Source organism: Burkholderia sp. ABCPW 14 (genome assembly GCF_001523835.1).
GTDB classification, from domain to species: domain Bacteria; phylum Pseudomonadota; class Gammaproteobacteria; order Burkholderiales; family Burkholderiaceae; genus Burkholderia; species Burkholderia mayonis.
This window is the reverse complement of record NZ_LOVS01000213.1, coordinates 68,175-90,908: the sequence shown is the minus strand read 5'-3', so window position 1 is coordinate 90,908 and position 22,734 is coordinate 68,175. Positions and strand designations below refer to the sequence as shown.

General features: G+C 71.0%; 8 protein-coding genes and 3 pseudogenes. All 11 read right to left on the bottom strand.

The features are described from left to right. Positions 1-12 precede the first annotated feature (12 nt). Positions 13-894, bottom strand: a complete 882-nt coding sequence (fabD, locus tag WS62_RS31800; RefSeq protein WP_066579605.1) for an ACP S-malonyltransferase — start codon at positions 892-894, stop codon at positions 13-15. Then, complete coding sequence (locus WS62_RS31795) at positions 895-1,326, bottom strand: hypothetical protein (RefSeq protein ID WP_066579597.1); 432 nt, start codon at positions 1,324-1,326, stop codon at positions 895-897. It lies immediately after the preceding gene. Between the two features lie 63 nt (positions 1,327-1,389). Next, the gene (locus tag WS62_RS31790) at positions 1,390-3,261 is read right to left on the bottom strand and encodes an AMP-binding protein (protein WP_066579587.1); all 1,872 of its coding nucleotides are present in this window, start codon (positions 3,259-3,261) and stop codon (positions 1,390-1,392) included. A gap of 28 nt (positions 3,262-3,289) precedes the next feature. Next, positions 3,290-4,546 (bottom strand): diaminopimelate decarboxylase, encoded by a 1,257-nt coding sequence (locus WS62_RS31785; protein ID WP_066579584.1) that lies wholly within the window; start codon positions 4,544-4,546, stop codon positions 3,290-3,292. Continuing rightward, positions 4,543-5,979 (bottom strand): FkbH domain-containing protein, encoded by a 1,437-nt coding sequence (locus WS62_RS31780; RefSeq protein WP_066579577.1) that lies wholly within the window; start codon positions 5,977-5,979, stop codon positions 4,543-4,545. The genes WS62_RS31785 and WS62_RS31780 overlap by 4 nt, the downstream gene beginning before the upstream one ends. Then, positions 5,976-7,037 carry an NAD(P)-binding domain-containing protein gene (locus WS62_RS31775; protein WP_066579574.1) on the bottom strand — a complete coding sequence of 354 codons (1,062 nt, stop codon included), beginning with the start codon at positions 7,035-7,037 and terminating at the stop codon, positions 5,976-5,978. The genes WS62_RS31780 and WS62_RS31775 overlap by 4 nt, the downstream gene beginning before the upstream one ends. Before the next feature lie 5 nt (positions 7,038-7,042). After that, positions 7,043-17,782 (bottom strand): annotated as a pseudogene (locus WS62_RS31770) (thioester reductase domain-containing protein); the annotation flags it as partial. A gap of 120 nt (positions 17,783-17,902) precedes the next feature. Continuing rightward, positions 17,903-19,312 (bottom strand): annotated as a pseudogene (locus WS62_RS39130) (polyketide synthase); the annotation flags it as partial. 93 nt (positions 19,313-19,405) lie between these two features. Beyond that, positions 19,406-19,852 (bottom strand): annotated as a pseudogene (locus WS62_RS39125) (acyl carrier protein); the annotation flags it as partial. 49 nt (positions 19,853-19,901) lie between these two features. After that, positions 19,902-21,314 (bottom strand): gamma-aminobutyraldehyde dehydrogenase, encoded by a 1,413-nt coding sequence (locus WS62_RS31765; RefSeq protein WP_066579569.1) that lies wholly within the window; start codon positions 21,312-21,314, stop codon positions 19,902-19,904. Further along, positions 21,308-22,729: an aminotransferase gene (locus WS62_RS31760; RefSeq protein ID WP_066579566.1), complete on the bottom strand. Its 1,422-nt coding sequence runs from the start codon at positions 22,727-22,729 to the stop codon at positions 21,308-21,310. The genes WS62_RS31765 and WS62_RS31760 overlap by 7 nt, the downstream gene beginning before the upstream one ends. Between the last annotated feature and the right edge of the window lie 5 nt (positions 22,730-22,734).

Here is a 22,734-nt window from a genome sequence, read left to right as displayed (position 1 = left end):
GATCGGTCCTCTTCAAAGTGTGGCGGGTTGCAGCGTCGCGGGCGGCTCGCACCGGATGGCGTCGACGAGTTTGGTCAGGAGGCGGCGCCCGGGGCCGAGCTCGTCCCATTCGTCGACGCCCGAGCGCAGCATGAAGCGGATGCTGTCGCGCCAGCGCACCGGCTGGTCGAGCTGTTCGACGAGATAGTCGGCCGGCGTGCCGGGCGCCTGATAGATGCGCGCGGTCACGTTCGACACGACAGGCCGCGCCGGCTCGGCGAGCGCGAAGCGCGCGAGGAACGCGTCGAACTCGGGCTTGAGCGGCGTCATGCAGCGCGAGTGGAACGCGCCGCTTACCTTCAGCGGGTGGACGGTGACGTCGTCGCAAGCGTCGAGCATGCGCGTCGCGTGGGCGACCGATGCGGCCGGTCCCGCGATCACGGTCTGCTCGGCGCTGTTGAAATTCGCGAGATCGACGTCGTCGAAGCCGAACGCGCGCAGGCGGCGGCCGAGCTCGGCGGCGGTCACGCCGACGACCGCCGCCATCGCGCCGCCGTTGACCGACGCGAACAGCTCGCCGCGCCGCTTGACGATTTCGAGCCCGGTGCGGAAATCGAATACGCTCGCCGCGAGGAGCGCGCTGTATTCGCCGAGACTGTGTCCGGCGAGCCAGACGTTCGCGTCGTCGTGCGTCTCGCGCCACGCGGCAAGCTGCAGCGCATTGACGACGAAGATCGCGGGCTGCGCATAGCGGGTGTCGGCGAGCAGGCCGTCGGGATCGTCGATGCAAAGACGCGCGACCGATAGGCCCATCGCGTCGTCCGCCGCTTCGACGATTTCCGGATACCGCTCGAAGAGACCCGCGCCCATACCGGCGGCCTGTGAGCCCTGCCCAGGAAAAATCAATGCCTTCATTTACGCTCCTGCAAACATGTAGCCGCCGATGCCGAGCGCGACGAGCATCGCGATCGCGACGACTCCGCCGAGCTTGTGCTGAACGCGGTCGATGCGCTCCCATGCGGCGTAGTCGTCGTGCGCCGCATGGCGCCTGCGCCGGACGACGATCCACACGCACACCGCGTTCAACGCGATCGCGAGCGTGCCGAACGCGACTTTGGTCAGCAAGAGCGGCGTCGGCGCGCGATGCGCGAGCAGGATCGCGCCGGTGACGAGCACGATCGTGAACGCGGGGATTTCGACGTACTTGTCGGTGGTCCAGTGCAGCTTCGAGATGAATGCGCGTTGCTCCGGACTCCGATCGATCGCGTGCTCGAAGATGCCTTCGACGATCACGCAGCTCATCCACGCGGCGACGAAAATCAGATGCAGGAACAGTACGAGCTTCATGGCGTCTCCTTCACGTTCGGTCGATGTCGTTCGATGAAAAAGTGCAATGCGCGGCGCCGGGCGTCACGCCGAGGCCCGCACGCGTTGCGCCGCGAAATGTTCGAGCAGCCGGCGGCGGAGTATCTTGCGCGTCGGCCCCTTCGGCAGCTCGGGCAGATCGTCGAGCTCGTGGAGCAGCACGACGTGGCGCGGGCATTTGTAGTGCGCGATGCGGCCTTCGCACAGGCGGCGGACGTCGTCCTTGCCGAGCGTCGACGACGGCTTCAGCTTCACGTACACGCACACTTCCTGCCCGAGAATCGGATCGGGCACGCCGAGCGCCGCACATTCGACGACGTCGTCGCAGCCGTGCAGCACGTTCTCGATCTCGGCCGGATAGATGTTCTCGCCGCCCTTGATGATGAGATCGTCGACGCGCGTCGCGAAGAAGAAGTGGCCTTCGTCGTCGCGGTAGCCGTAGTCGCCCGTATGTAGCCAGCCGTCGCGAAAGCGTTCGGCGCTGAGTTCGGGGCGCGCGTGATAGCGCATCGCGACGTTCTCGCCGCGGATCAGGATCTCGCCCGTTTCGCCCGCCGCGACGGGGCGGCCGTCGGCGTCGACGATCCGCAGCTCGTTGCATGGCAGCGCGACGCCGATCGATCCGAAGCGGCGGCGCTCGGCGGGATGGCGGTTCATTGTCGCGAACGACGTCGTCTCGGTGAGCCCGAAGCCTTCGAACACCGGCACGCGGTATTCGATCTCGAAGCGGCTGCGCACCTCATCGAGCAGCACCTGGCCGCCGCAGACGATGCCGCGCAGCGTATCGTCGGTGCGCTTCAGTCCGTATTCGAGGAACGCGGACAGGAACGCGGGCATCACGCTCGTCCAGTTCACGCGGTACGTGTCGATCAGCTTCCAGAACGACGGCAGCGCCGACTTGCCTTCGAGGATCACCGAACTGCCGCCCGCGATCAGCGGCGACAGCAGCGTGATCACCTGGCCGTTGTTGTGGAAGAGCGGCAGGATGCACATCGTGCGCGCGCCGGGCTCGAACGCGAACCAGTCGACGAGCGCGCGCGCGTCGGACAACAGGTTCCGGTGCGACAGCACGACGCCCTTCGGGTGGCCCGTCGTGCCGGACGTGTAGAGGATGCTCGCGTCGTCGTCGGCTGAGAGGCCCGGTTCCGGCGCGATCGATGTCGATGCATGCGCGTGCCCGGCTGCCGCCGCCGCGAGCGCTTCGAGGCCGAAGCCGGACGCGGCGTCGGCGCACGCGAGCGGCGCGCCGTCGTCGCCGAGCGCCGCGTGCACCGCGTCGCGCAGGTTCGTGAGCCGCCGGTCGAAGACGACGAGCTTCGCGCCGCTGTTGCGGACGATGAACGCGCATTCGGCCGCGCTGAGCGCCGGGTTGATCGGCACCGACACGACGCCGAGCCGATGCGCGCCGAAGTAGTACGCAAGGAACTCCGGGCCGTTCGGCAGCACGACCGACAGCCGGTCGCCGCGCCGCAGCCCGTGCGCGTGCAGTTTTTCGGCGGCTGCGCACGCGAGCCGGTCGAACGCGCGATACGTGTAGCTGCGGTCGTCTGCGGGGAAGAACAGGAATGGTTCGTCGGGCAGCGCATCGGCGCGCGCGCGCAGCAGCGCGCCGATCGTGTCGGGCTCGACGCCGGCCGCGTGCGCCGCCGCGCCGGGCGTTGCGCTCGCTTGCGGCGCGTCGCCGCCCGCTTCGCGTTGCCGCTCGATGTAATGCAGCAGGCGCTCGAAGCTGTCGAGCCGGTAGGCCTCTTCGATGTCGATGTCGATGCCGAATTCGGCGGCGACCTTGCCGAGCAGCTGGACGTGCGCGAGCGACGACCACTCGGCGAGGTTCTGCATCGACACGCCGGGACCGAACGGCGCGCTCGTGAAGATCCGGCTGCCGAGAGCGCTCAATTGTCGTGAAAGCGAAGACACGCTGGGGCTCCTTGTCATGTAGTGGGAATCAGCGGGACGCCGCGTCGAACAGCGCGAGCTCGCGGAACTGTCCTCGCAGACAGTGGTTCGAGCTCATCGACGAAGCATAGCCGCCCGCGTTCAAGAGCGCGACGAAGTCGCCCGGCTCGACGGGCGGCAGGCTCATGTCGTTGCCCCACAGGTCGAGCGCCTCGTTGATGTTGCCGGCGAGGCACACCGATTGCGCGGCGCCCGGCCGGCGAATGCACGGCACGGGCTCGCACGGCAGGTCGTAGAACGCAGGCTCGATCGCGAGGTTGAAGCCGCCGTTCAGCCCGACGAAACGGCGATTGCGCTTGAGCTCGACATACGCGACGCGCAGCACGAGCATCCCGCCGTCCTTCGCGATGAAATCGCCGGGCTCGATCGCGATCGCCAGCGGGCGGCGGCCGAAGCGCGCGTGCACGGCCGCCCGCCAGCGCTCGAGATCGAGCGGCCGGTCGGTCGCGCGATGCGGCAGGCCGAGCCCGCCGCCGAGATTGATGCCGCGCAGCCTGGGCACGCGTGCGGCGAACGCGTCGAGCGCGTCGAGCACGCGCTCGAACGACGCGAGTTGCGGGTCCAGATAGCCGCAGCCCGCGTGGCAGTGCAGCCAGGTCACGGTCAGGCCGTGCCGCGCGGCGAGCTCGAGCGCCGCGCCGAACTGCTCCGCATAGATGCCGAACTTCGTGACGGTCGCGCCCGCGTAGCTGAGTCGCTCGCTGTCGCCGTAGCCGATGCCGACGCCGGGGTTCACGCGGATGCCGATTTCGCGACCGGGCGAGCGGCTGCCGAGCAGCGCGATCGCGCTCAGCGTGTCGCAGTTCACGTGTACGTCCGGCAGCGCGGCGAGGAGGGCCGCCTCGTCCGGCATCATCCCGTGCGCGGTGTACGAGATGCGCTCGGGCGCGAAGCCGCAGGCGAGCGCTTCGCGCAATTCCTCGGGCGAGCACGCGTCGATGCCAAATATCGGCGAGCGCCGCAGCTCGGACAGGAGCGGCCGGAAGCGATTCGCCTTCATCGCGTAATGGATGCGGAAGTCCCCGTCTTGCAGGCCGCCGAGCGCGCCGCGCAGGCGCTCGACGTTGTCGACCGCGCGCTGCGGGTCGTACAGGAAGAGCGGCTCGGCGAATGCGGCGGCGAGTGCCGCGACGTTGCGTCCGCAGAAATGCAGCACGCCGTCGCGGTAGCGCAGCCGGTCGCGCGCCCACCAGTCGGCGGGCGGCGCGTCATGGGCGAGGGAGATAGCGTCGAGGTTCGCGTTCATCGGTGGCCGGCCAGGTGAGTGGTTGAACGGGAGAAGAGCGGCGCGAGGTCGAGCGCCTGTGCGGTCGCCGCGAGCGCTTGCGGCGCTTTCGCGCACGCGAGCACCGCGTCGGCGAGCGCGGACGGCGCGATGCGCAGCCGCGCGCGCGAGCCGCTGCGTTCGACAGCGGCGCCCGCTTGCGCGGCGAGCGCGTCGACGAATTCGATGGCCGGCTGATTGCCGTCCGTGCGAACGTAATCGATCGCGATGGCCGGCAGCGCGGCCTGCCGCGCGGCGTGCGCGAACGCGAGCAGCGCGCCATGCTCGACCTGTTTGCCGAGCACCGTGCAGCTCAGCACGAATTCGGCGAGGACGGGCAGGCCGGCGTCGGCGCGCACGAGCGCGAAGCCGCTGCAGCCGTATTGGCCGAAGCGGTCGGCGACTGTCAGCGCGAGTCCGCACGCGTCGCGCGCGGCCGCGTCGAGCAGGTCGGCTTCGAGATATGGGCGGCCGCTCAGGTGGAACGTCGCGGCCGTGTGGCTCAGGCGTGCGCTTTTGGCGAGCGCCGTTTCGTCGTCGAGCGGGACGCTCGTGATGCGCAGTTGCAGGCGCTCGAAGAAACGGGCGAGCGATGGGCTTGGCGCCGAGGCGCTCGGGGAGGCCGCGTCCCGGCTGCATGCGTCGGTCGGCGCTGCGTCGCGCATGTGTCCGGCAGCAGCGTTTGCGTTGACGCGCGTATGCGACGCCGTTGCGCGCGCGGTCGCCGCAGTTGCATGCACGCCGGCGCTTGCGTTCGCGTCCGCATCGGCAACCGCAACCGCAACCGCGGCCGTTTGCGTGTGCGCGCCGGAGACCGCGCCTGCGTCTTTCCTCGCCGCGCCGCCGTCCGCGCCGCCGCCGTCATGCAGCCGCGCGGCGATCCACTTTGCGAACGCCGCGAAGCATTCGATCGTCAACGGCACGTGGCCGAGCTTGTCCGCGACCGGATCGAACGGCTGCGCGATCGCACTCGCCGCGACGAAATCGGCCCAATCCAGCGCGCGCAGGCCCGGCGCCGATTGCAACGCGCATTCGAGTCGCCGGCACGTATCGGCGAGCGCCGCGCCTCGCGCGTCGAGCGCGGGCGACGGCAGCACGACGATGCACGGCGGCATCGCGCGGCTCGCGCTGAACGACGCGAGCGCGTCGAGCCATGCATCCGCGCGCTGCGCGAGCAGCGTGGCAAGCGAGTCGTGCGATTGCGCGCGATCGCTTGCCTCGTGCCGCACGAAGTCGGCGAGCCGCACGAGCAGCAGCGTTTCGTCGCGCGCGTGCTGCGGATCGGGCGCGAGCAGCGCTTGTAGCAATTGGTTGTAGCGCGTGAACGCGACGTCGCCGAAGCGCTGCGCGCGCAGCAGCGGATCGAGCGGCGATGCGGTGAACGTCGCGCCGACGAGCAGGCGGCGGGCGCTCATTGCGCGATCTCCGGCTCGGCGGCGGCAGCTGCCGATGCCGACTGATAGAGCCCGCCCGCCCGTTCGGCCGGGAACCGGAACGCCGCGCGGACCTCCGCATGCGTCATGTTGAGCGGCCGCTTCAGCACCGCGCGGCGTGCTTCGTCGAGCGACGCATAGTCGTTCGACGCATGCTCCTTCAGATACGCGGAGAAGTCGCCGCTGTCGATCTGATCGAGCACGCGCGCGGCGAGCTCGCGCATGGCGGCGGGCAGCGTGCGGCCGCGCCAGCGGTGATAGCCGACCTGGCAGGTCGGCGAGCCCTGGAGCGCGACCACTTCGTCGAGTCCGATGTCCGCGCCGTCGAGCATCATCTTGCCCATCTCGCCGGAGCCGTAGACTTCGAGCAGCGCGGCCTTCGGATTGAAGCCGCGCTCGACGAGCACCTGAAACCCCGCCTCGACGAGATCGACGAGCGCGGGCGCGAGGAACTGCTCCTGGAACAGATCGAGGAACGTCTCCTGCCGGTAGCCGAGCGCCATCACGCCCGCGCGCGTGAAGCCCACCGCGCGCGCGATCGCGAGCACCTTGTCGCGCGCCCGGCCGGTGTGGTCCGCGACGATGTCGAAGTATGCGGGCGCGCCCTGGCCCGCGAGGTAGTAGCGGCGGATCGGATCGCCGTACATGCGCGGCGCGAGCATCGCGAGATCGCGTCCCGCGAGCGGGCGGACGTCGCCCTGCACGAGCGAGTGCCCGTGCGCGACGCACAGGAGCGCGCCTTCGCGCAGGTTCGGCGCGATGTCGACGTCGAACACCGCGCCGTGCGCCTCGTCCGGAATCAGCAGCAGCACGATGTCCGCATGCGCGACCGCTTCGGCGATGCCCGTCACGCGATGGCCCTCCGCTCGCGCGAGCTCGAAGTAGTGGTCGCCGATGTTGCCGACGCGCACCGAAACGCCGCTGTCGCGCAGATTCGCGGCGAATGCGCGGCCCTGGATGCCGTAGCCGATCACGCTGACAGTCAGGCCTTCGAGCGGCAGCAGCGAAGCGTGTTCGTCTTGATAGATGAGATCGTCCATGGAAATCACGTGTGGGAGTGAAGGGGAGAAAGACGCTCGCCGTCGTCCGGCTGGCCGGCGAGCGCGCGCAGGTCTGTGTCGTCGTCGAACATGCCGCGCAGGTAGCGGCGCAGCAGCGCGTCGTCGAACACGGGCACGACGATGCCGGCGGCCTCGAGCTCGCGATGCGTGGCCGTGCAGTCGTAGATGAACGTCGTTTCCTCGCGCTCGCGGGCGAGCTTCACGAGCTCGGCGTCGCTCATGTTCATCATCCATTGCACGACGGGCACGATCGATTGCACGTCGCCGCGCCGGTAGCGCACGCGCAGCTCGTCGATCCACGCGCGGTGCGTGAGCATGCGCATCGGCGTCGGCAACTGCGCGTTCATCATGTCGAACACTGTGCGCATCGGCGTGACCTGCATCGTCGACAGATGGAACACGCGGCCGCCGTGCGGATGCTGCGCGCCGAGATGCGCGAGCGCGCGCGCGACGTAGTCGACCGGCGTGATCACGAGGTCGTAGCGGAAATCGTCGAACGCGGCGCCCATCAGCATGCAGCTCTTCAGCAGCCGATAGTAGGCCTGCAGCGCGTCGTAATGCCCGTGCCGCGCGTCGCCCGTCACGAGGCCGAGCCGGAACACGTTGCACGGCACGCCGCGCGCGGCCGCGAGATGCGTCAACTGCTCGCCGACCCACTTGCTCGTCGTGTAGCCCTGGTCGCAAGGGTGCTTTTCTTCGTCGATCGGCGCGGATTCGTCGAATATGTGCTTGCCGGTGCGCTCGCGCATGCTGAACACGGCGAGCGTCGACACGTAGTTGAACGTCTTCGGCCGGCCTTCGGTCGCGATGCGCAGCAGTTCGATCACGCCGTCGACGTTCGCGGCGCGCGCCATCTCGAACGATTCGAGATGGTTCATGCTGGTGCCGTTGTGATAGATCGCGTCGACTTCGGCGACGAGCCGCGCGCGATCGGCGTTCGACAAGCCGATGCGCGGGCGTCCGAGATCGCCCGGCACGGCGATCACGCGCGCGTCGTCGCCGTCGCGCCACAGCGACCAGCGCTCGAGCGTCGCGCGGAGGCGCGCGAGGCCCTGCGCGGCGTCGGGCGAGCGCACGAGGCAGTAGATCGTCGCGTCCGTGCGATCGATCAGCTCGCGCAGCAGGTGGCGGCCGACGAAGCCCGTCGCGCCCGTCAGCAACAGCGCGCGCGGCGTGTCGGCGACGGGGGCGGGCAGCGGCGCGATGTCGTCGGGCAGCGCGGCCGCGCTCGCGAGATCGACGTATGCCGGGCCGTCCGGCGCGTCGCGCATCCGCTCGGCGAGCCGGCGCACCGTCGGCGCCATGAAGATGTCCGCGACCGACAGCGTGACGCCGAATACTTCGTTGATCTGATAGACGACGCCGATCGCGAGGATCGAATGGCCGCCGCAGTCGAAGAAGTTGTCGTCGATGCCGAGATCGTCGAGCTTCAGCGCCGTTGCGAAGATCGGCGCGAGCGCCGCTTCGGCTTCGTTCGCCGGCGGCGCATACGGCGCGCGGCGGTGGCGCGCGTCGGCTGACGGCGCGGCGACGAGCTGCTCGGCATCGTCGCGGATCTGCGCGGCGAGCCGGTTCCACGCGTCGTCGAGCGGCATCGCCGCGTGCTGGAACGCGGTGCGTGCGATATAGCTCGCGAGCGCCGCGTAGTACTCGCTCGTGAACGGCACGTGGCCGGCGGCGTCCGCGTGCGGATCGAACACGTCGGCGACCGGATAGATCGCGGCGACGTCGCGCCAGTGCGCGACCGTCACGGCCGGCAGATCCGCGAGCGCCGCAGCGAGCGTGCGGTGTGGCGCGAGCGACGCGTCGTCCGCGTTTGTGTCTTCATGTTCGCCGCCGCTCGCGAGCGATGCCGCATCGTCCGGCAGCACCAGCACGAGCAGCGGCACGGCGAGCGACGGCGCTGCGTCGCGCAGCGCGTCGGCGAGCTCGTCGACGTAGAGCGCGATCCGTGCGGCGGCGTCGCCTGCGCCTGCATTGGCGTTAGCTTCGGCATCGGCATCGGCATCGGCATCGGCATCGGCATCGGCTTCGGCTTCGGCTTCGGCTTCGGCTTCGGCATCGGCACCGGCTTCGGCATCGGCACCGGCTTCGGCTTCGGCTTTGGCTTTGGCATCGGCATCGGCACCGGCACCGGCACCGGCACCGGCACCGGCACCGGCACCGGCACCGGCGTTCGCGCTCGCGCTCGCTCCGTCGAAGCGCAGCCAGTCGCTGGGCCTGACGAGCACGACGTTCATCCCGTGCCGGTTCGCGTGGAACGGCGTCGACGGATCATAAAGTGTCTGGAATAACTGACCGTACGGAGCGAAGCTCGGCTCGATCGATTGGCCCGTCGCGGTGCTCCAGTAGCGCAGCGTGCCGGCGAGCGGCCTATCCGTGAACGTCGATACGATTTCGAGGCGCAGCGGCGGCATCGCGTCGGCGATCGTCCGTTCGAGCGCGAGCTCGGCGGGCGGCGCGAGGCCGGCGAGCGGCAGCGACGGATGCGCGAGCAGCGTGTGCAGCAGCTCGACGTAGTACATGGCGATCGCTTCGGCGGTCCGGCGGTCGAAGAGATCGGCGCTGAATTGCAGCACGCCTTCGATCGCGCGGTCCGATGCGCGCAGCCGCACGAACAGGTCGTAGTCGAGCCAGCCGGAATCGACTTCGACGGGCGTGACGCCGTCGGGCAGCGCCGGCATCGGGATCACGTTGAACATGATCTGGTAGAGCGGATTCGCGCCGCCGTGGCGCGCCGGATTCAGCGTTTCGACGAGCCGCGGATACGGCACGCCGAGATGATCGAACGCGCCGTGCACGGTGCGCCGCACGAGCGCGATCGCGTCCGGGAAGGTCTCGGCCGCGCCGAGCTGTGTGCGCAGCACGAGCGCGTAGGCGAGGCTGCCGATCATGTCGGCCGTGTCGTCGTCGGCGCGATTCGCGTAAGGACTGCCGACGACCACGTCGTCGCGGCCCGACAGCACGCGCAGCGCGACCTTGAATGCGGCGAGCATCACGACGAAGCGCGACAGCCCGTGCGTCTTGCAGTATGCGTCGAGCTGCGCGGTCAGTTCCGCCGGGAATGCGAGCGGCACGCTCTGCCCTCGATAGCTCGGCACGGGCGGACGCGCGCGGTCGCACGGCAGCGGCAGCGGCGGCGGTACGTCGCGCAGGCGATCGAGCCAGTACGGCAGCTCGCGTTCGACGACCTCGGGCAATTGCTGGTGTTCGCGCGCGGCCCACTCCGCGTATTGCGGATGCCCGGCGCACGGCGCGGGCGCGCGGCCCGTCAGCGCGGCGCGCGCGAGTGCGTCGAGCAGCACGACGACGGACACCGCGTCGCCGACGATGTGATGCAGGTTCAGCAGGATCACGTGGTCGTCGTCGCGCAATTCGAGCACCGTCAGCCGGCTCGGCTCGCCCTGTTCGAGCGCGAAGCCTTCGCGGCTCGATTCCGTCAGGCATTCGGCGATGCGCGCGGCCTGGTGCTTCGGCAGCAGTGCTGACAGATCGTGATGGCGGATCGCCGCCGCGCGATGCGGCGCAACCTCGGCGCACGGCTCGCCGCCGCGCACGACGAAGCGGGTGCGCAGCACGTCGTGCGAATCGATGAGCGTCCGGTACGCGGCTTCGAGCGCACCCGCGTGCCACTCGCCGCGCACGCGCAGCGCGCCCGGCAGGTTGAACGCCGGATTCGCGGGATTCAGGCGATCGAGGAAGAAGAATTGCCGTTGGTTCGACGACAGCGTGTGCAGTCGCGGGCGCGTGTCGCGCGGGGCGGGCGCGGTGGCAGGGTGCGTTTGCGATGCCGATTGCGATGTGAGTTGCTGCGCGCGGGGCATTTGCGGTTGGGTCGCGGAGGTGCCGGTGGCGGGCATGCTGGCAGCGGACGTGCCGGTTACGGACGTGCCAGTCACGGGCATATCGGCGGCGCGCGTTTCAGTCTTGACCGCGCCGGCATTCGACATACCCGCCGCGATCGACAGTTCCTTCGGCAGCAGCGCATCGATTGCGCGCGCACATTCGGCGAGCGTTTTCGCTTCCAGCATCAGGCTGAGCGGAATCCTCACGCCGAGCGACTGTTGCAGCACCCGGTGCGCGCGCGCCGCGCGGATCGAATCGCCGCCGAGCGAGAAGAACGATTCGCCCATGTCGACGTCCGGATAGCCGAGCACTTGCGCAACCGTCCGGCGGACGAGCACCGCGACATCGGGCGTCGAAGCGGCCGGCGCGTCGACGCTCGCGTCGCTTGCCGCAACCGTATCGCCGCGCGCGGATTCGACTGAAGGGCGGCGCGCCGGCTCGATCGCGAGTGCGCCGTCGTCGCGGAACCAGTAGCTCGGGCCGTCGAACGGATACGTCGGCAAATGCACGCGCCGGCGCGCGCCGCCGCGATGCAGCGCGGACCAGTCGACGCCGAGCCCCTGGCACCAGAGCGACGCGAGCTTGTCGAGCTTGCCGCTCGCGATGCATTGGTCGACGAGCGACGCCCGCAGCTCGGGATCGGCATCGAGTTCGGCGAGGCCCTGCCGGCCGGCGGCGAGCCGATGCGCGTGCCAGCCGTGCGAGGCGTCGCCTTCGACGAACGCGGCGAGCGTCGCTTGCAGCGCGGCGGCGGAGCCGACGACGCAGCCGAAGCGCGCGGCCATCGCTTCGCGGCCCGCTTGCAGCGTGTACGCGAGATCGTGCAGGCGATCCGCGTCGATTTCGCCGTCGGCGAGCGCCGCGTGGAGCTGCCGCGCGCGGCGGCGCAGCGCGTCGTCGGTCGCGGCGGACAGCACGATGATCGCGGGGCCGGAGGCGTCGCCGCCAGTCACGACGCGCGCGTCGACGAACTCTTCGAGCACGACGTGCGCGTTCGCGCCGCCCGCGCCGAACGACGACACGCCCGCGATTCGCGGCCGATCGCCCGTGTCCGGCTTCGGCCACGGCGCGAGCCGGCGCTGCAGCACGAACGGCGATTGCGCGAAATCGATGTCGGGATTCGTCTCGTCCGCGTGCAGCGTCGGCACGAGCTCGCGGTGCTTCATCTGCAGCAGCACCTTCGTGACGCCGGCGACGCCCGCCGCGCTCTCGCAATGGCCGATGTTCGACTTGACCGAGCCGAGCGCGCAGAAGCCGCGATCGGCGGTGGTTTCGGCGAACGCGCGCGTGAGGCCGGCGAGCTCGATCGGATCGCCGAGCGCGGTGCCGGTGCCGTGCGCCTCGATGTAGCCGACCGCGCGCGCGGGCACGCCGCTTCTCGCGAGCGCCGCGCCGACGACCGCCTGCTGCGCGCGCGGATTCGGCACGGTGAGGCCGTGCGTCTTGCCGCCCGCGTTGATCATGCTGCCGCGAATGATGCCGTGGATCGCGTCGCCGTCGGCGAGCGCGCGCGACAGCGGCTTCAGTACGAGCACGCCGACGCCTTCGCCGTCGACGAAGCCGTCCGCGCCCGCGCCGAACGCGCGGCACGTGTCGCCCGCCGACAGCATCGTCAGCGACGACAGGCCGACCAGATGCTTCGGACTCTGAATAAGATTGACGCCGCCCGCGAGCGCGCAGTCGCAGGTGCCGCTGCGCAGGCTTTCGAGCGCGAGATGGATCGCGGTCAGCGACGACGAGCACGCGGTGTCGACGGCGAGGCTCGGCCCGTGCAGGTCGAGCGCGTGCGACACGCGGTTCGCGATGCTCCAGAACTGCGCGCCCGTCGGGTAGCCGCCGTTCATCACGCCGACGAACACGCCGACCTTGCGGCTCGCGCTGAGCGTCGCGGGCGTGTAGCCCGCATCCTCGATCGCGGCCCACGATTCTTCGAGAAACAGGCGGCCTTGCGGATCGATGTTCTCCGCGTCGCTCGGCGCGATCCGGAAGAACGCGGCGTCGAAGCGGTCGATCTGCTTCAGGAAGCCGCCCCAGCGGCTGTACGTGCGGCCGGGCGCGCCTTTCTCCGCGTCGAAATGCGTGCGCCAGTCCCAGCGCTCGGCGGGCACCTCGGTGATGCAGTGGCGGCCCGCGCGGAGGTTGTCCCAGAACTCGCGCAGGTTGTCCGCCTGTGCGTAGCGGCCCGACATGCCGATCACGGCGATGGCCGTATCGTCGGCGCGCGCGGGCGTCGCGGAGCGCGCGTGGGGGAGCGTGGCCGGTATCGCCGGGTGCGATGCGCGCTCGCTCGATGCGGCTCGATCCGGCATCGTCGATGCGGACATGGGCGCGGGTGTGCCGCAGGATGCGCGGCCGGTCGCGCCCGACCGCGCAGCGGCGCGTTCAGCCGGCGACGCGTTTGCAGCGACAGCCGCATCGCCGCCGAGCACGCGCTCGCACGCGGCGCGATGCTCGGCGACGAAGAAATCGGCGAGCGCATTCAGCGTCGCGTGCTCGAACAGCGTCGCGTTCGACAGCGCGACGCCGAACGTTTCGCGCAGCGTCTTCGTCAGGCCGATCACGAGAATCGAGTCGACGCCGTAGCTGCCGAGCGGCTGATCCGGCGCGAGCTTGCCGGCCGGCATTTTCAGCGTCCCCGCGACGAGTTGCGTCAGCCATTGCAAGCAGCGCGCGCGCAGGTTTGCGCCGGCCGCCGGCGCGGCCGGCGACGAAGCCGAAATCGCGCGCGCGGCTGCGGCGGCCGGTGTCGCGGCGGCCGCGTGCGGCCGCGCATCGACCTGCGCCGGCTCGCGCGCATCGATGGCCGCGGGCTGCACGATCACGCCGTCGCTGATCGCGACGATCACGCCCTGGCCGGCGCTCGCGCCATCGACAGGGCCGCCGTCGAGCACCGTGAAGCCCGCCGCGCGCAATGCATGCGTCCAGCCGTCGCGCGACAGCAGCGGGCTGCCGGGCAGGCGGCGCGCGCTGTCCCGATGCCGCCACCAGCCCGGCAGCAGGCCGAACGTCGCATGCGCGAAGCCGTGCGTGTCGAGCAGTTCGTTGACGATCAGATGGCCGCCCGTCTTCAGCAGCGCCTTCGCGTTGCGCAGCGTGACGCCGATGTCCTGCGTCGCGTGCAGCACGTTGGTCGCGATCACGATGTCGTAGCCGCCCGCGTCGAGCGCCTGATCGCCGACCGGCCGCTCCACGTCGAACAGCCGGTAGCGCAGCATGTCGCGGCCTCGGCCGAACGATTGCTCGGCGTTCAGCAGGAACGCCTTCGAGATGTCGGTGAAATCGTAGCGGCCGAGCCGCGCGCCGCTTGCGTCGAGCGCAGCGAGGAGCGGCACGGTCGTGCCGCCCGTGCCCGCGCCGATCTCGGCGAGCGTCGCCGGCCGGCGGGCGCTCGTGCCGGCGACGAGGTGCAGCACCGCGTCGGCGAGCGCCCGGTTGCAGCGGTCCGCCTGCTCGTTGCGCTGATAGACGGCTTCGACGCGGCTCAGGTCGCCGTCGGGGAACAGGACCGACGTCGCGGGCACGCGGCCTTGCAGGATCGAGGGCAGCGCGTCGAGCGTCGCGTCGACGAGCGCGAGGTGGGCGTTCAGCAGCGCCGTGCGCGCGAGCTCGGCGTGCGCTTGCCGCCATTCGGCGCGCGCGGCGTCCACGGACGGCGGCAGGTCGGCGATGCGGCCTGCGCGGCCGTCCCACGCGATGCAGCCGTGCCGTGCGATCAGCGTCAGCGCGTGCGCGAGCCAGCGCCGGTAGGCGGGCGCGACGAGGCCGGCGTGCAGCGCAGTGTCGACGTCGAACGATGCGCGGGGTTGCGCGGCGCGGCAGGCCGATGCGCATTCGCACTGGCCCGCGTGTGCGCCGTCGCACGCGCTGCGATCGTCGGCTGCGGCGACGGGTATCGTCGTCTTGCCGATTTGCGCGTTCGTGCGCACGTGCGGGGCATCGGCATCGGCATCGGCGCTTGCCGTCGCCGTGCCGTCGGTGCTGCCGTCGGCGAACACGCGCAGCGCGGCGAGCTCGGCGAACAGGCGGCGCGCGATCGCGCGATCGAGATCGGCGAGCGCGCGCTGCCACTGCGCGCTGTCGCCCGTCGCGTCGACGCGCGGCAGCGGCGCTTCGGCGAGCGCATCCGAGCGCGGCGCGACGCGGGCCGCGAGCGCGGGCGCGAGCGTCGGCACTGCCGCGCTCGCGATCGTCTTCAGGTAGCCGACCTGATCGACGGGCGCGCCGAGCAGCGCGTCGACGACCGCCATCGCCGCCGCCGGCTCGATCGAGCCGATGCCGAGCGCGGCCATCCGCTGACGATAGGGCTCGGACGCGACGACGCCCGTCTGCCCCCAATAGCCCCAGTTCACGACCTTGACCGCGCACCGGACCTGCGCGCGCAACCAATCGGCGAACGCGTCGCGGAACGTGCAGCCCGCCGCGTAATTGCTCTGGCCCGCCGCGACGAACGCGCTCTGCAGCGACGAGAAGAACAGGATGAAGTCGAGCGTGTCGCTGCCGAACACGCTTGCCAGGTTCGCGGTCGTCGCGACCTGCGCGTTCAGCGCCGCGCTGAACTGCGCTTCGTCCTGCTGCGCGAGGCCGCCGTCCTGCAGCACGATCGCCGTGTGCACGATGCCGTCGATCCGGCCGAAGCGCTCGAGCACCGCGTCGCGCGCGGCGCGCAGGCTGTCGACGTCGCTCGCGTCCGCGCGCAGATACGACGGGCGCGGGCCGAGCGCGGCGAGCGTGTCGCAGTGCGCATCGATCTGCGCGTCGAGCGGCCGCCGCCCGATCCACACGACCTGCGCGCCGCACGCGCGAATCGCGTGCTCGGTCCAGACCCGGCCGATGCCGCCCGCGCCGCCGATCGCGACATAGACGCCGCCCGGCCGGTACGGCGGCTCGGTGCGCGCGGGCAGCGCCGAGAGCGGCACGAGCCGGCGCGTGAACCATTGGCCGTGCCGGTGCAGCAGCAGCGGGTGGCCGCCTTCGGTGTCCTGCGTTCGCCAGTCGGCGGGCAGCGCGTCGGCGTCGGACAGATCGAGCAGCCGCACGCGCCAATGCGGATATTCGTTCGCAAGCGATCCGCACAGCCCGGCGAGCTCTGCATGCGCGGGGAACGCGGGCGCGTCGCCCGGCATCGTCCACGCGCGCACGGTCAGCACGGTCAGCTCGAATGCGCGGTCGCCGACGCCGAGCGCGAGCAGCCGCTTGATGAGCCGGAAGCCGTCGAGGCCCGCGCATCGCGTGAGCGGTGCGTGCGGACCCGCCGAGGCGGGCGGCAGCCAGACGAGATGCTCGACATGCGTGTCGAGTTCGGCGAGGTCGTCGATCGCGTGCAACGCCGCGCGCGTCGCGGCGAGCGCGGCGTGCTGGGCGGGCGTGCCGCCCAATACGGTCAGCCTGGCGGCGCGCGGCGCGTGCGTCGCTGCGTTCGCCGCGCACGGCAGCCACTGCGGCGCGAGCAGATGCTCGCCGGGCGTCGCGAGCCGCGGCGCTTCGCGCGACGCCGCGCGCCGTCCCGACGCAAGCGCGAGGCCGCGCAGCGATGCGCACCGCTCGCCGCGCGCGGTCACGAGATCGAGGTCGAACGTGCGGTGGCCCGACGCGGCCGGCACTTCGCGAATCCATGCGTGGACGCTATCCGCGAGCGGACCGACGAATTCGATGCGCGCGAGCGCCGCAGGCAGGAGCGCGCCGTCGATGCGTCCCGCGTCCGCGAGCTGCAGGCCCGCGATCGCCTGGAACGCGCCGTCGAGCAGCGCGACGAGCCGCGCGTCGTCCGTCGTGCGCGCGAGCGCCGCCGCGTCGAACTCGGCGAGCACTTCTTCGCGGCCGACCGCGAGCGCGCGCAGCGGGCGAAAGGTCGGTCCGTAATCGATGCCGGTCGCGGCGAATGCGTCGTAGCACGCGTCGGCCGAGATCGGCTGCGTGCAGCGTGCGCGGATCGCTGCGATGTCGAGTGCGGGGGCTGCCGGCCGGGCGCTTGCGGCGCTGGCCGCGCGTCCGCGGCCGAGCGGCGTGTCGATGGCGGGGGGAACGGCGATCGCGAATCGTGCGGCGTCTCTGTTTTCGTCGCGGTCGCGGTCGTCGTCATCGTTGCCGTTGTTGTTGTCTTCGTCTTCGTTGCGCGCGAGCGTGACGTGCAGATCGGTCGGCGCACCGATCGCGATCGGCGCGAGCCATTCGATGTCGTGCAGCGCGATGTGCGTCGTGGCGCTTGTGTCGAACGTATCGTCCGGATTGGCCGAATCGTTGTGCGAACCGTTGGAACCGTTGGAACCGTTGGAACCGTTCGAACCGTTGGAACCGCTCGAACCGCTCGAACCGCTCGAACCGCTCGTGTCGGCCTCGAACGCGCGCCATGCGATCACGATCTGCGCGGCGGCGGCGAGCGCGGGTTCGCCCGCGAGCCGATGATCGGCGACGAGCGGCGCATCGGGTGCGATGGGCAGCCGGTACGCGCCTTCGCCCGCGGGCGCAAGCGCGAAGCGCGACGGCATCGCTTCGTCGGTTGGCCAGTGCCGCTCGCCTTCGAACGGATAGACGGGCAATCGCAAGCGCGGCGTCGCGTCGCGCCACGCGACGGGCAGCGGCGCGGACTCGCCCGCGAGCCACGCGGCATGCTCGGGGGCGTGCGGCTGCAGACGCGCGTCGTCGCGCGCGAGCGTTTCGGCGTCGCCGTCCAGCGCGATCGCGAGCTGCGCGCGAAGCGCGTCGAGCGACGCGCACGTGACGCCGAAGCGGTGCGACATCGGTTCGCGGCCGATCGACAACGTTTTCGCGAGCGCCGGCAGCCATGCATCGTCGGCGCGCTCGGCGTCGAGCCAGCGCGCGAGTTGCGCGGCGCGCGTGCGCAGCGCGGTGTCGGTGCGCGCCGACAGCGGAATGAACCAGGTCGGCGGATCGGTCGCGTCCGCTGCGTTCGCGAAAGCGGCTTCGGATTCGGCTGCGGATTCGGCTGCGGATTCGGCTGCGGTTGCGGTTGCGGATGCGGCTGCGGCTGCGGTTGCGGTTGCGGATGCGGCTGCGGATGCGGCTGCGGATGCGGATGCGGTTGCGGTTGCGGATGCGGTTGCGGACGCCGGGACGGACGCCGGCCGCGACGAGCTCGCGCCGTCGACCGGCCGAGCATCCGCCGACTGCAGCACGACGTGCGCATTCGATCCGCCGAACCCGAACGAACTGACGCCCGCGCGAAGCGGCGTCGGCGTCGCTTCGCCCGGCCACGGCGTCGGCTCGGTGACGATGTGGTAGCGGCTGTCGTCGAGCTTCAGGTACGGATTCGGCTCGCGGCAATGCAGGCTCGGCGGCAGCATCCGCCGGTTCATCGCGAGCACGACCTTCACGACGCCCGCGAGACCCGCCGCCGCTTCGAGGTGCCCGATGTTGGTCTTGACCGAGCCGAGGCCGCAGCGCGCCGGCGCACGTGCATCGGCCTGCTCGCGAGCGCACGCGTCGAAGCCCTGGCGCAGCGCCTGCACTTCGATCGGATCGCCGAGCGGCGTGCCGGTGCCGTGGGCTTCGACGTACGAGACCGTCGCCGGATCGACGCCCGCGTCGCGATACGCGGCCTCGATCAGCGCGGCCTGCGCGTTCACGTCGGGCGCGGTCAGGAACGCCGCGCGGCCGCCGTGATTGATCGCGCTGCCCTTGATCACCGCGAGCACCGGATGCCGGCCCGCGCGCGCGCGTTCGAGCGGCATCAGCACGAGCGCCGCGACGCCTTCGCCGCGCACGTAGCCGTTCGCCGACGCATCGAATGTCTTGCACCGCCCGTCCGGACTCAGCATGCCGGCGGCGGCGAGCGCGCGATGCAGCCGCGTCGTCAGCATCACGTTGACGCCGCCCACGATCGCGACGCCGCTCTCGCCACGCCGCAGCGCGCGCACCGCGCGGTGCAGCGCGACGAGCGAGCTCGAGCACGCGGTGTCGACGGCCTCGCTCGGCCCGTGCGTGCCGAGCAGATGCGACAGCCGGTTCGGCAGCATCGCGTGCGCGTTGCCGACCGCGAGATGGCCGTCCGCGCCGGGCAGCAGATCGAGGTAATCGGACGTGCTGACGCCGACGAACACCGCCGCGTCGCTGCCCATCAGATCGGACGGGCGGATCGCCGCGTCTTCGAGCGCGGCCCATGCGGTCTGCATCAGCAGGCGCTGCTGCGGGTCCATCTGCTCGGCCTCGCGCGGCGAGATGCCGAAGAACGCGGCGTCGAAATATTCGACGCGCGGAATGAAGCCGCCCCAGCGCGACGCGGGCTCGCCGTCGACCGCACGCCAGTCCCAGCGCGACGGCGGCGCTTCGGCGATCAGGTCGTCGCCGGCGGCGAGGTGCCGCCAGAATTCGGCGAGATCGGCCGATTGCGGGAAGAGGCCGGCCATGCCGACGATCGCGACGTCGCTTGCCGATTCGTCGTGCGCGCCGGCGGTCGTGTCGTGACGCGCTTCATCGCGCGCTTCGTCGTGCAATGCGTCGTTCAATGTGCCGTGCAATGCGTCGTGCAATGCGTCGTGTTGCGAATGCGTGCCAAGAAGCGGCGCGTTCGCGCGCTGGGCGATCATGTGCGGCATGTCGGTGGCTTGCGCGGTCGTGGGCGGCTCCGCCGCCGTCCCGGCTTCGGCGCTGCCGCCGGCTGCGGCGGTCGTGTCCGCCGCCGTGTCCGTCGCGCTCTCGATCGCGCTGTCATGCTTGCACGCGATCTCGGCCGCGTGCCGCGCAAGCAGATACGCCGCGATCTGGCGCGGCGCGTGCACGTCGAAGAACAGCGTCGGCGCGAGATCGAGCCCGTAGTATTCGTTCAGGCGTCCGGACAGTTCGACGTATTGCAACGAGTCGAAGCCCAGCGCGTGCAACGGACGCTCCGCGGCCGCCGCGTCGAACGGGCGGCCGGCGACGTCGCCGGCGAGCGACAGGACGGCCGCTTCGACGGCCGTGGCGAGTTCGCGGGAAGAGGTGGATGCGGTCATGGGAATCGTCTGTGTCGGGTTCGAAAAAGCACGCGGCGCGTCGTGCGCGTCAGTGCCGCCACATCACGTGGCGTGGCTGCGTGTAGTCGGCGAGGCCGAGCGTCGACAGATCGGAGCCGTAGCCGGACTGCTTGGTCCCGCCGTGCGGCATGTCGGCCGTGTAGGTGAAATGCGCGTTCACCCACGTGACGCCCGCCTCGATGCACGCGGCGAGCCGCATGCCGCGCGCCGCGTCGCGGGTCCACACCGACGACGCCAATCCGTATTCCGAATCGTTCGCCCACCGAAGCGCCTGCGATTCGGTATCGAACGGCGTCAGCGTGACGACCGGGCCGAACGCTTCGCGGCGCATCGCCGCATCGTCGTGCCGCACGCCGGCGATCACGGTCGGCGCGTAATAGCAGCCGGGGCCGGCGAGCGGCGCGCCGCCCGCGAGCACCGTCGCGTGCGGCAGCGCGGCCGCTTCCTGCACGAAGCGATCGACGCGCGCGCGGTGCGCGGCGCTGACGAGCGGCCCCATCTCGGCGTCGGCGCGGTCGGGCGCGCCGACGCGCAGCGTGCCGGCCGCGTCCGCGAGCCGCTGCGCGAGCGTGTCGTAGACGCCGCGCTGCGCGTAGATCCGCGTCGCCGCCGTGCAGTCCTGCCCGGCGTTGTAGAAGCCCGCGTAGCGGATGCCGGCGACGGCCGCGTCGAGATCGGCATCGTCGAACACGAGGACGGGCGCCTTGCCGCCGAGTTCGAGATGCGTGCGCTTCAGATTGCCGGTGGCCGCGGCGAGCACGGACTTGCCGGCTTCGACCGAGCCCGTCAGCGAGATCATCCGCACGCGCGGATGCGCGGCGAGCGCGCGGCCGACCGTCGCGCCGCCGCCGAGCACGATGTTGACGACGCCCGCGGGGAAGATGCGGGCGAGCGCAGCTTCGAGCGCGACGATCGACAGCGGCGTCCACTCCGACGGCTTGAACACGATCGTGTTGCCGGCGGCGAGCGCCGGCGCGAGCTTCCAGGCGGCCATCATCAGCGGGTAGTTCCATGGCGCGATCTGCGCGACGACGCCGACGGGATCGCGCCGCACCATGCTCGTATGGCCTTCGACGTATTCGCCCGCGGACGGCCCGCTCGCGGTGCGCGCGGCGCCCGCGTAGAAGCGGAAGCAGTCGGCGACGGCGGGCATCTCGTCCTGCACGACGAGATGCAGCGGCTTGCCGGTGTTGCGGCTTTCGATGCGGGCGAGCGTCTCGGCCTGGCGGTCGATTTCGTCGGCGAGCGCGAGCAGCAGGCTCGCGCGCGTCTGCGGCGTCGTCGCGCGCCATGCGGGGAACGCGGCTTCGGCCGCCGCGACCGCGCGCTCGATATCGGCCGCGCTCGCCGAAGCGGGCGACGCGAGCGGCTCGCCCGTCGCCGGATCGACGATCGAGAGCGGCTCGCCGCCCCCTTCGATGCAGACGCCGTTGATCAGCATGTCTCGTTTTCCTCGGGAAGGGGTGCGCATTCGGCGAGCTCGCGCTGCGTGCGTTCGAGCGCTGTGGCGAGAATCGCGCAGATTTCGTCGATGTCGGCGCGGGTCACAGTGAGGGGCGGCGACAGGATGCACATGCTCTCGTACGGCCGAACGAGCAGGCCCATCGCCTCGCAATGGCGGTCGACGCGCTGCGCGATCGCGATGTCCTCCGGCGTCGGCAGCGCGCCGGCCGCGCCCGCGCCGCTCGTGCATTCGATGCACGCCATCAGATGATCGCCGCGCACGTCGCCGACTATGGGGAAGCGCCGCAACGCGTCGAGCTGGCGGATGAAGTAAGGGCCGACGTCGCGCACATGCTCGCAGATCCGCTCGCGCTCCATCAGCTCGATGTTCGCGAGCGCGGCCGCGCATGCGACCGGATGGCCGGAATACGTGAAGCCGTTCGTGAACACGCCGTTGCCGTAAGCATGTTCGCCCGACACTGCATCGACGAGCCGCGCCGAGATCAGCACCGCGCCGAGCGGCTGATAGCCGGACGTGAGCCCCTTCGCGATGACGATCATGTCGGGCTCGATGCCGAAGTGCGCATGCGACGCGAAGAAGTGGCCGACGCGGCCGAAGCCCGTGACGACTTCGTCGGAGATGTACAGGATGTCGTGCCGACGGCAACGCTCGCGCATCGCGGCGAGGTAGCCGGGCGGCGGCACGATCACGCCGCCGGACGCGAGGATCGGCTCGGCGATGAAGCACGCGATCCGGTCCGCGCCGAGCTTCGCGATCAGCGCGTCGAATTCGTCGACGAGCGTCGCGCAGAACGCGTCGACGCTCATGCCGGGCGGCCGCCGGTAAGGGTTCGGCGACGACAGGTGATGGACGATCGTGTCGTCGTAGTGGAAGCATGTGCGGTCCCATGCCTTGCCGGACACCGACGCGGCGAGATACGTGCTGCCGTGGTACGCGTCGCCGCGCGTGACGATGTGGCGCTTCTGCGGGCGGCCGGTCGCGCCGAAGTAGTAGTGCGCGAAGCGCAGCGCCGATTCGACCGCGGTCGAGCCGCAGGTGGTCAGGTGCACGCGCTTCAGGTCGCCGGGCGCGAGCGCGGCGAGCCGCGCGCCGAGCGCGGCGGCCGGCTCGTTCGTCATCGCGCCGAACGGCGTGTAGAACGGCATGCGCAGCGCCTGGTCGCGGATCGCGTCCGCGATTTCACGGCGGCCGTAGCCGACGGTCACGCACCACATGCCGCCGATCGCGTCGAGATACGTGCGGCCGTTCGAGTCGGTCACGCGCGTGCCGTGCGCGTCGACGACGACAGTCGGCGTTTCGCGGCCGAGCGCGGACAGGTCGGCCCACGGGTGCAGCAGATGCCGCGTGTCCTGCTGCGCGCTCGTGAGAGGAGGATCGTTTCGGTGTGCCATCGGAA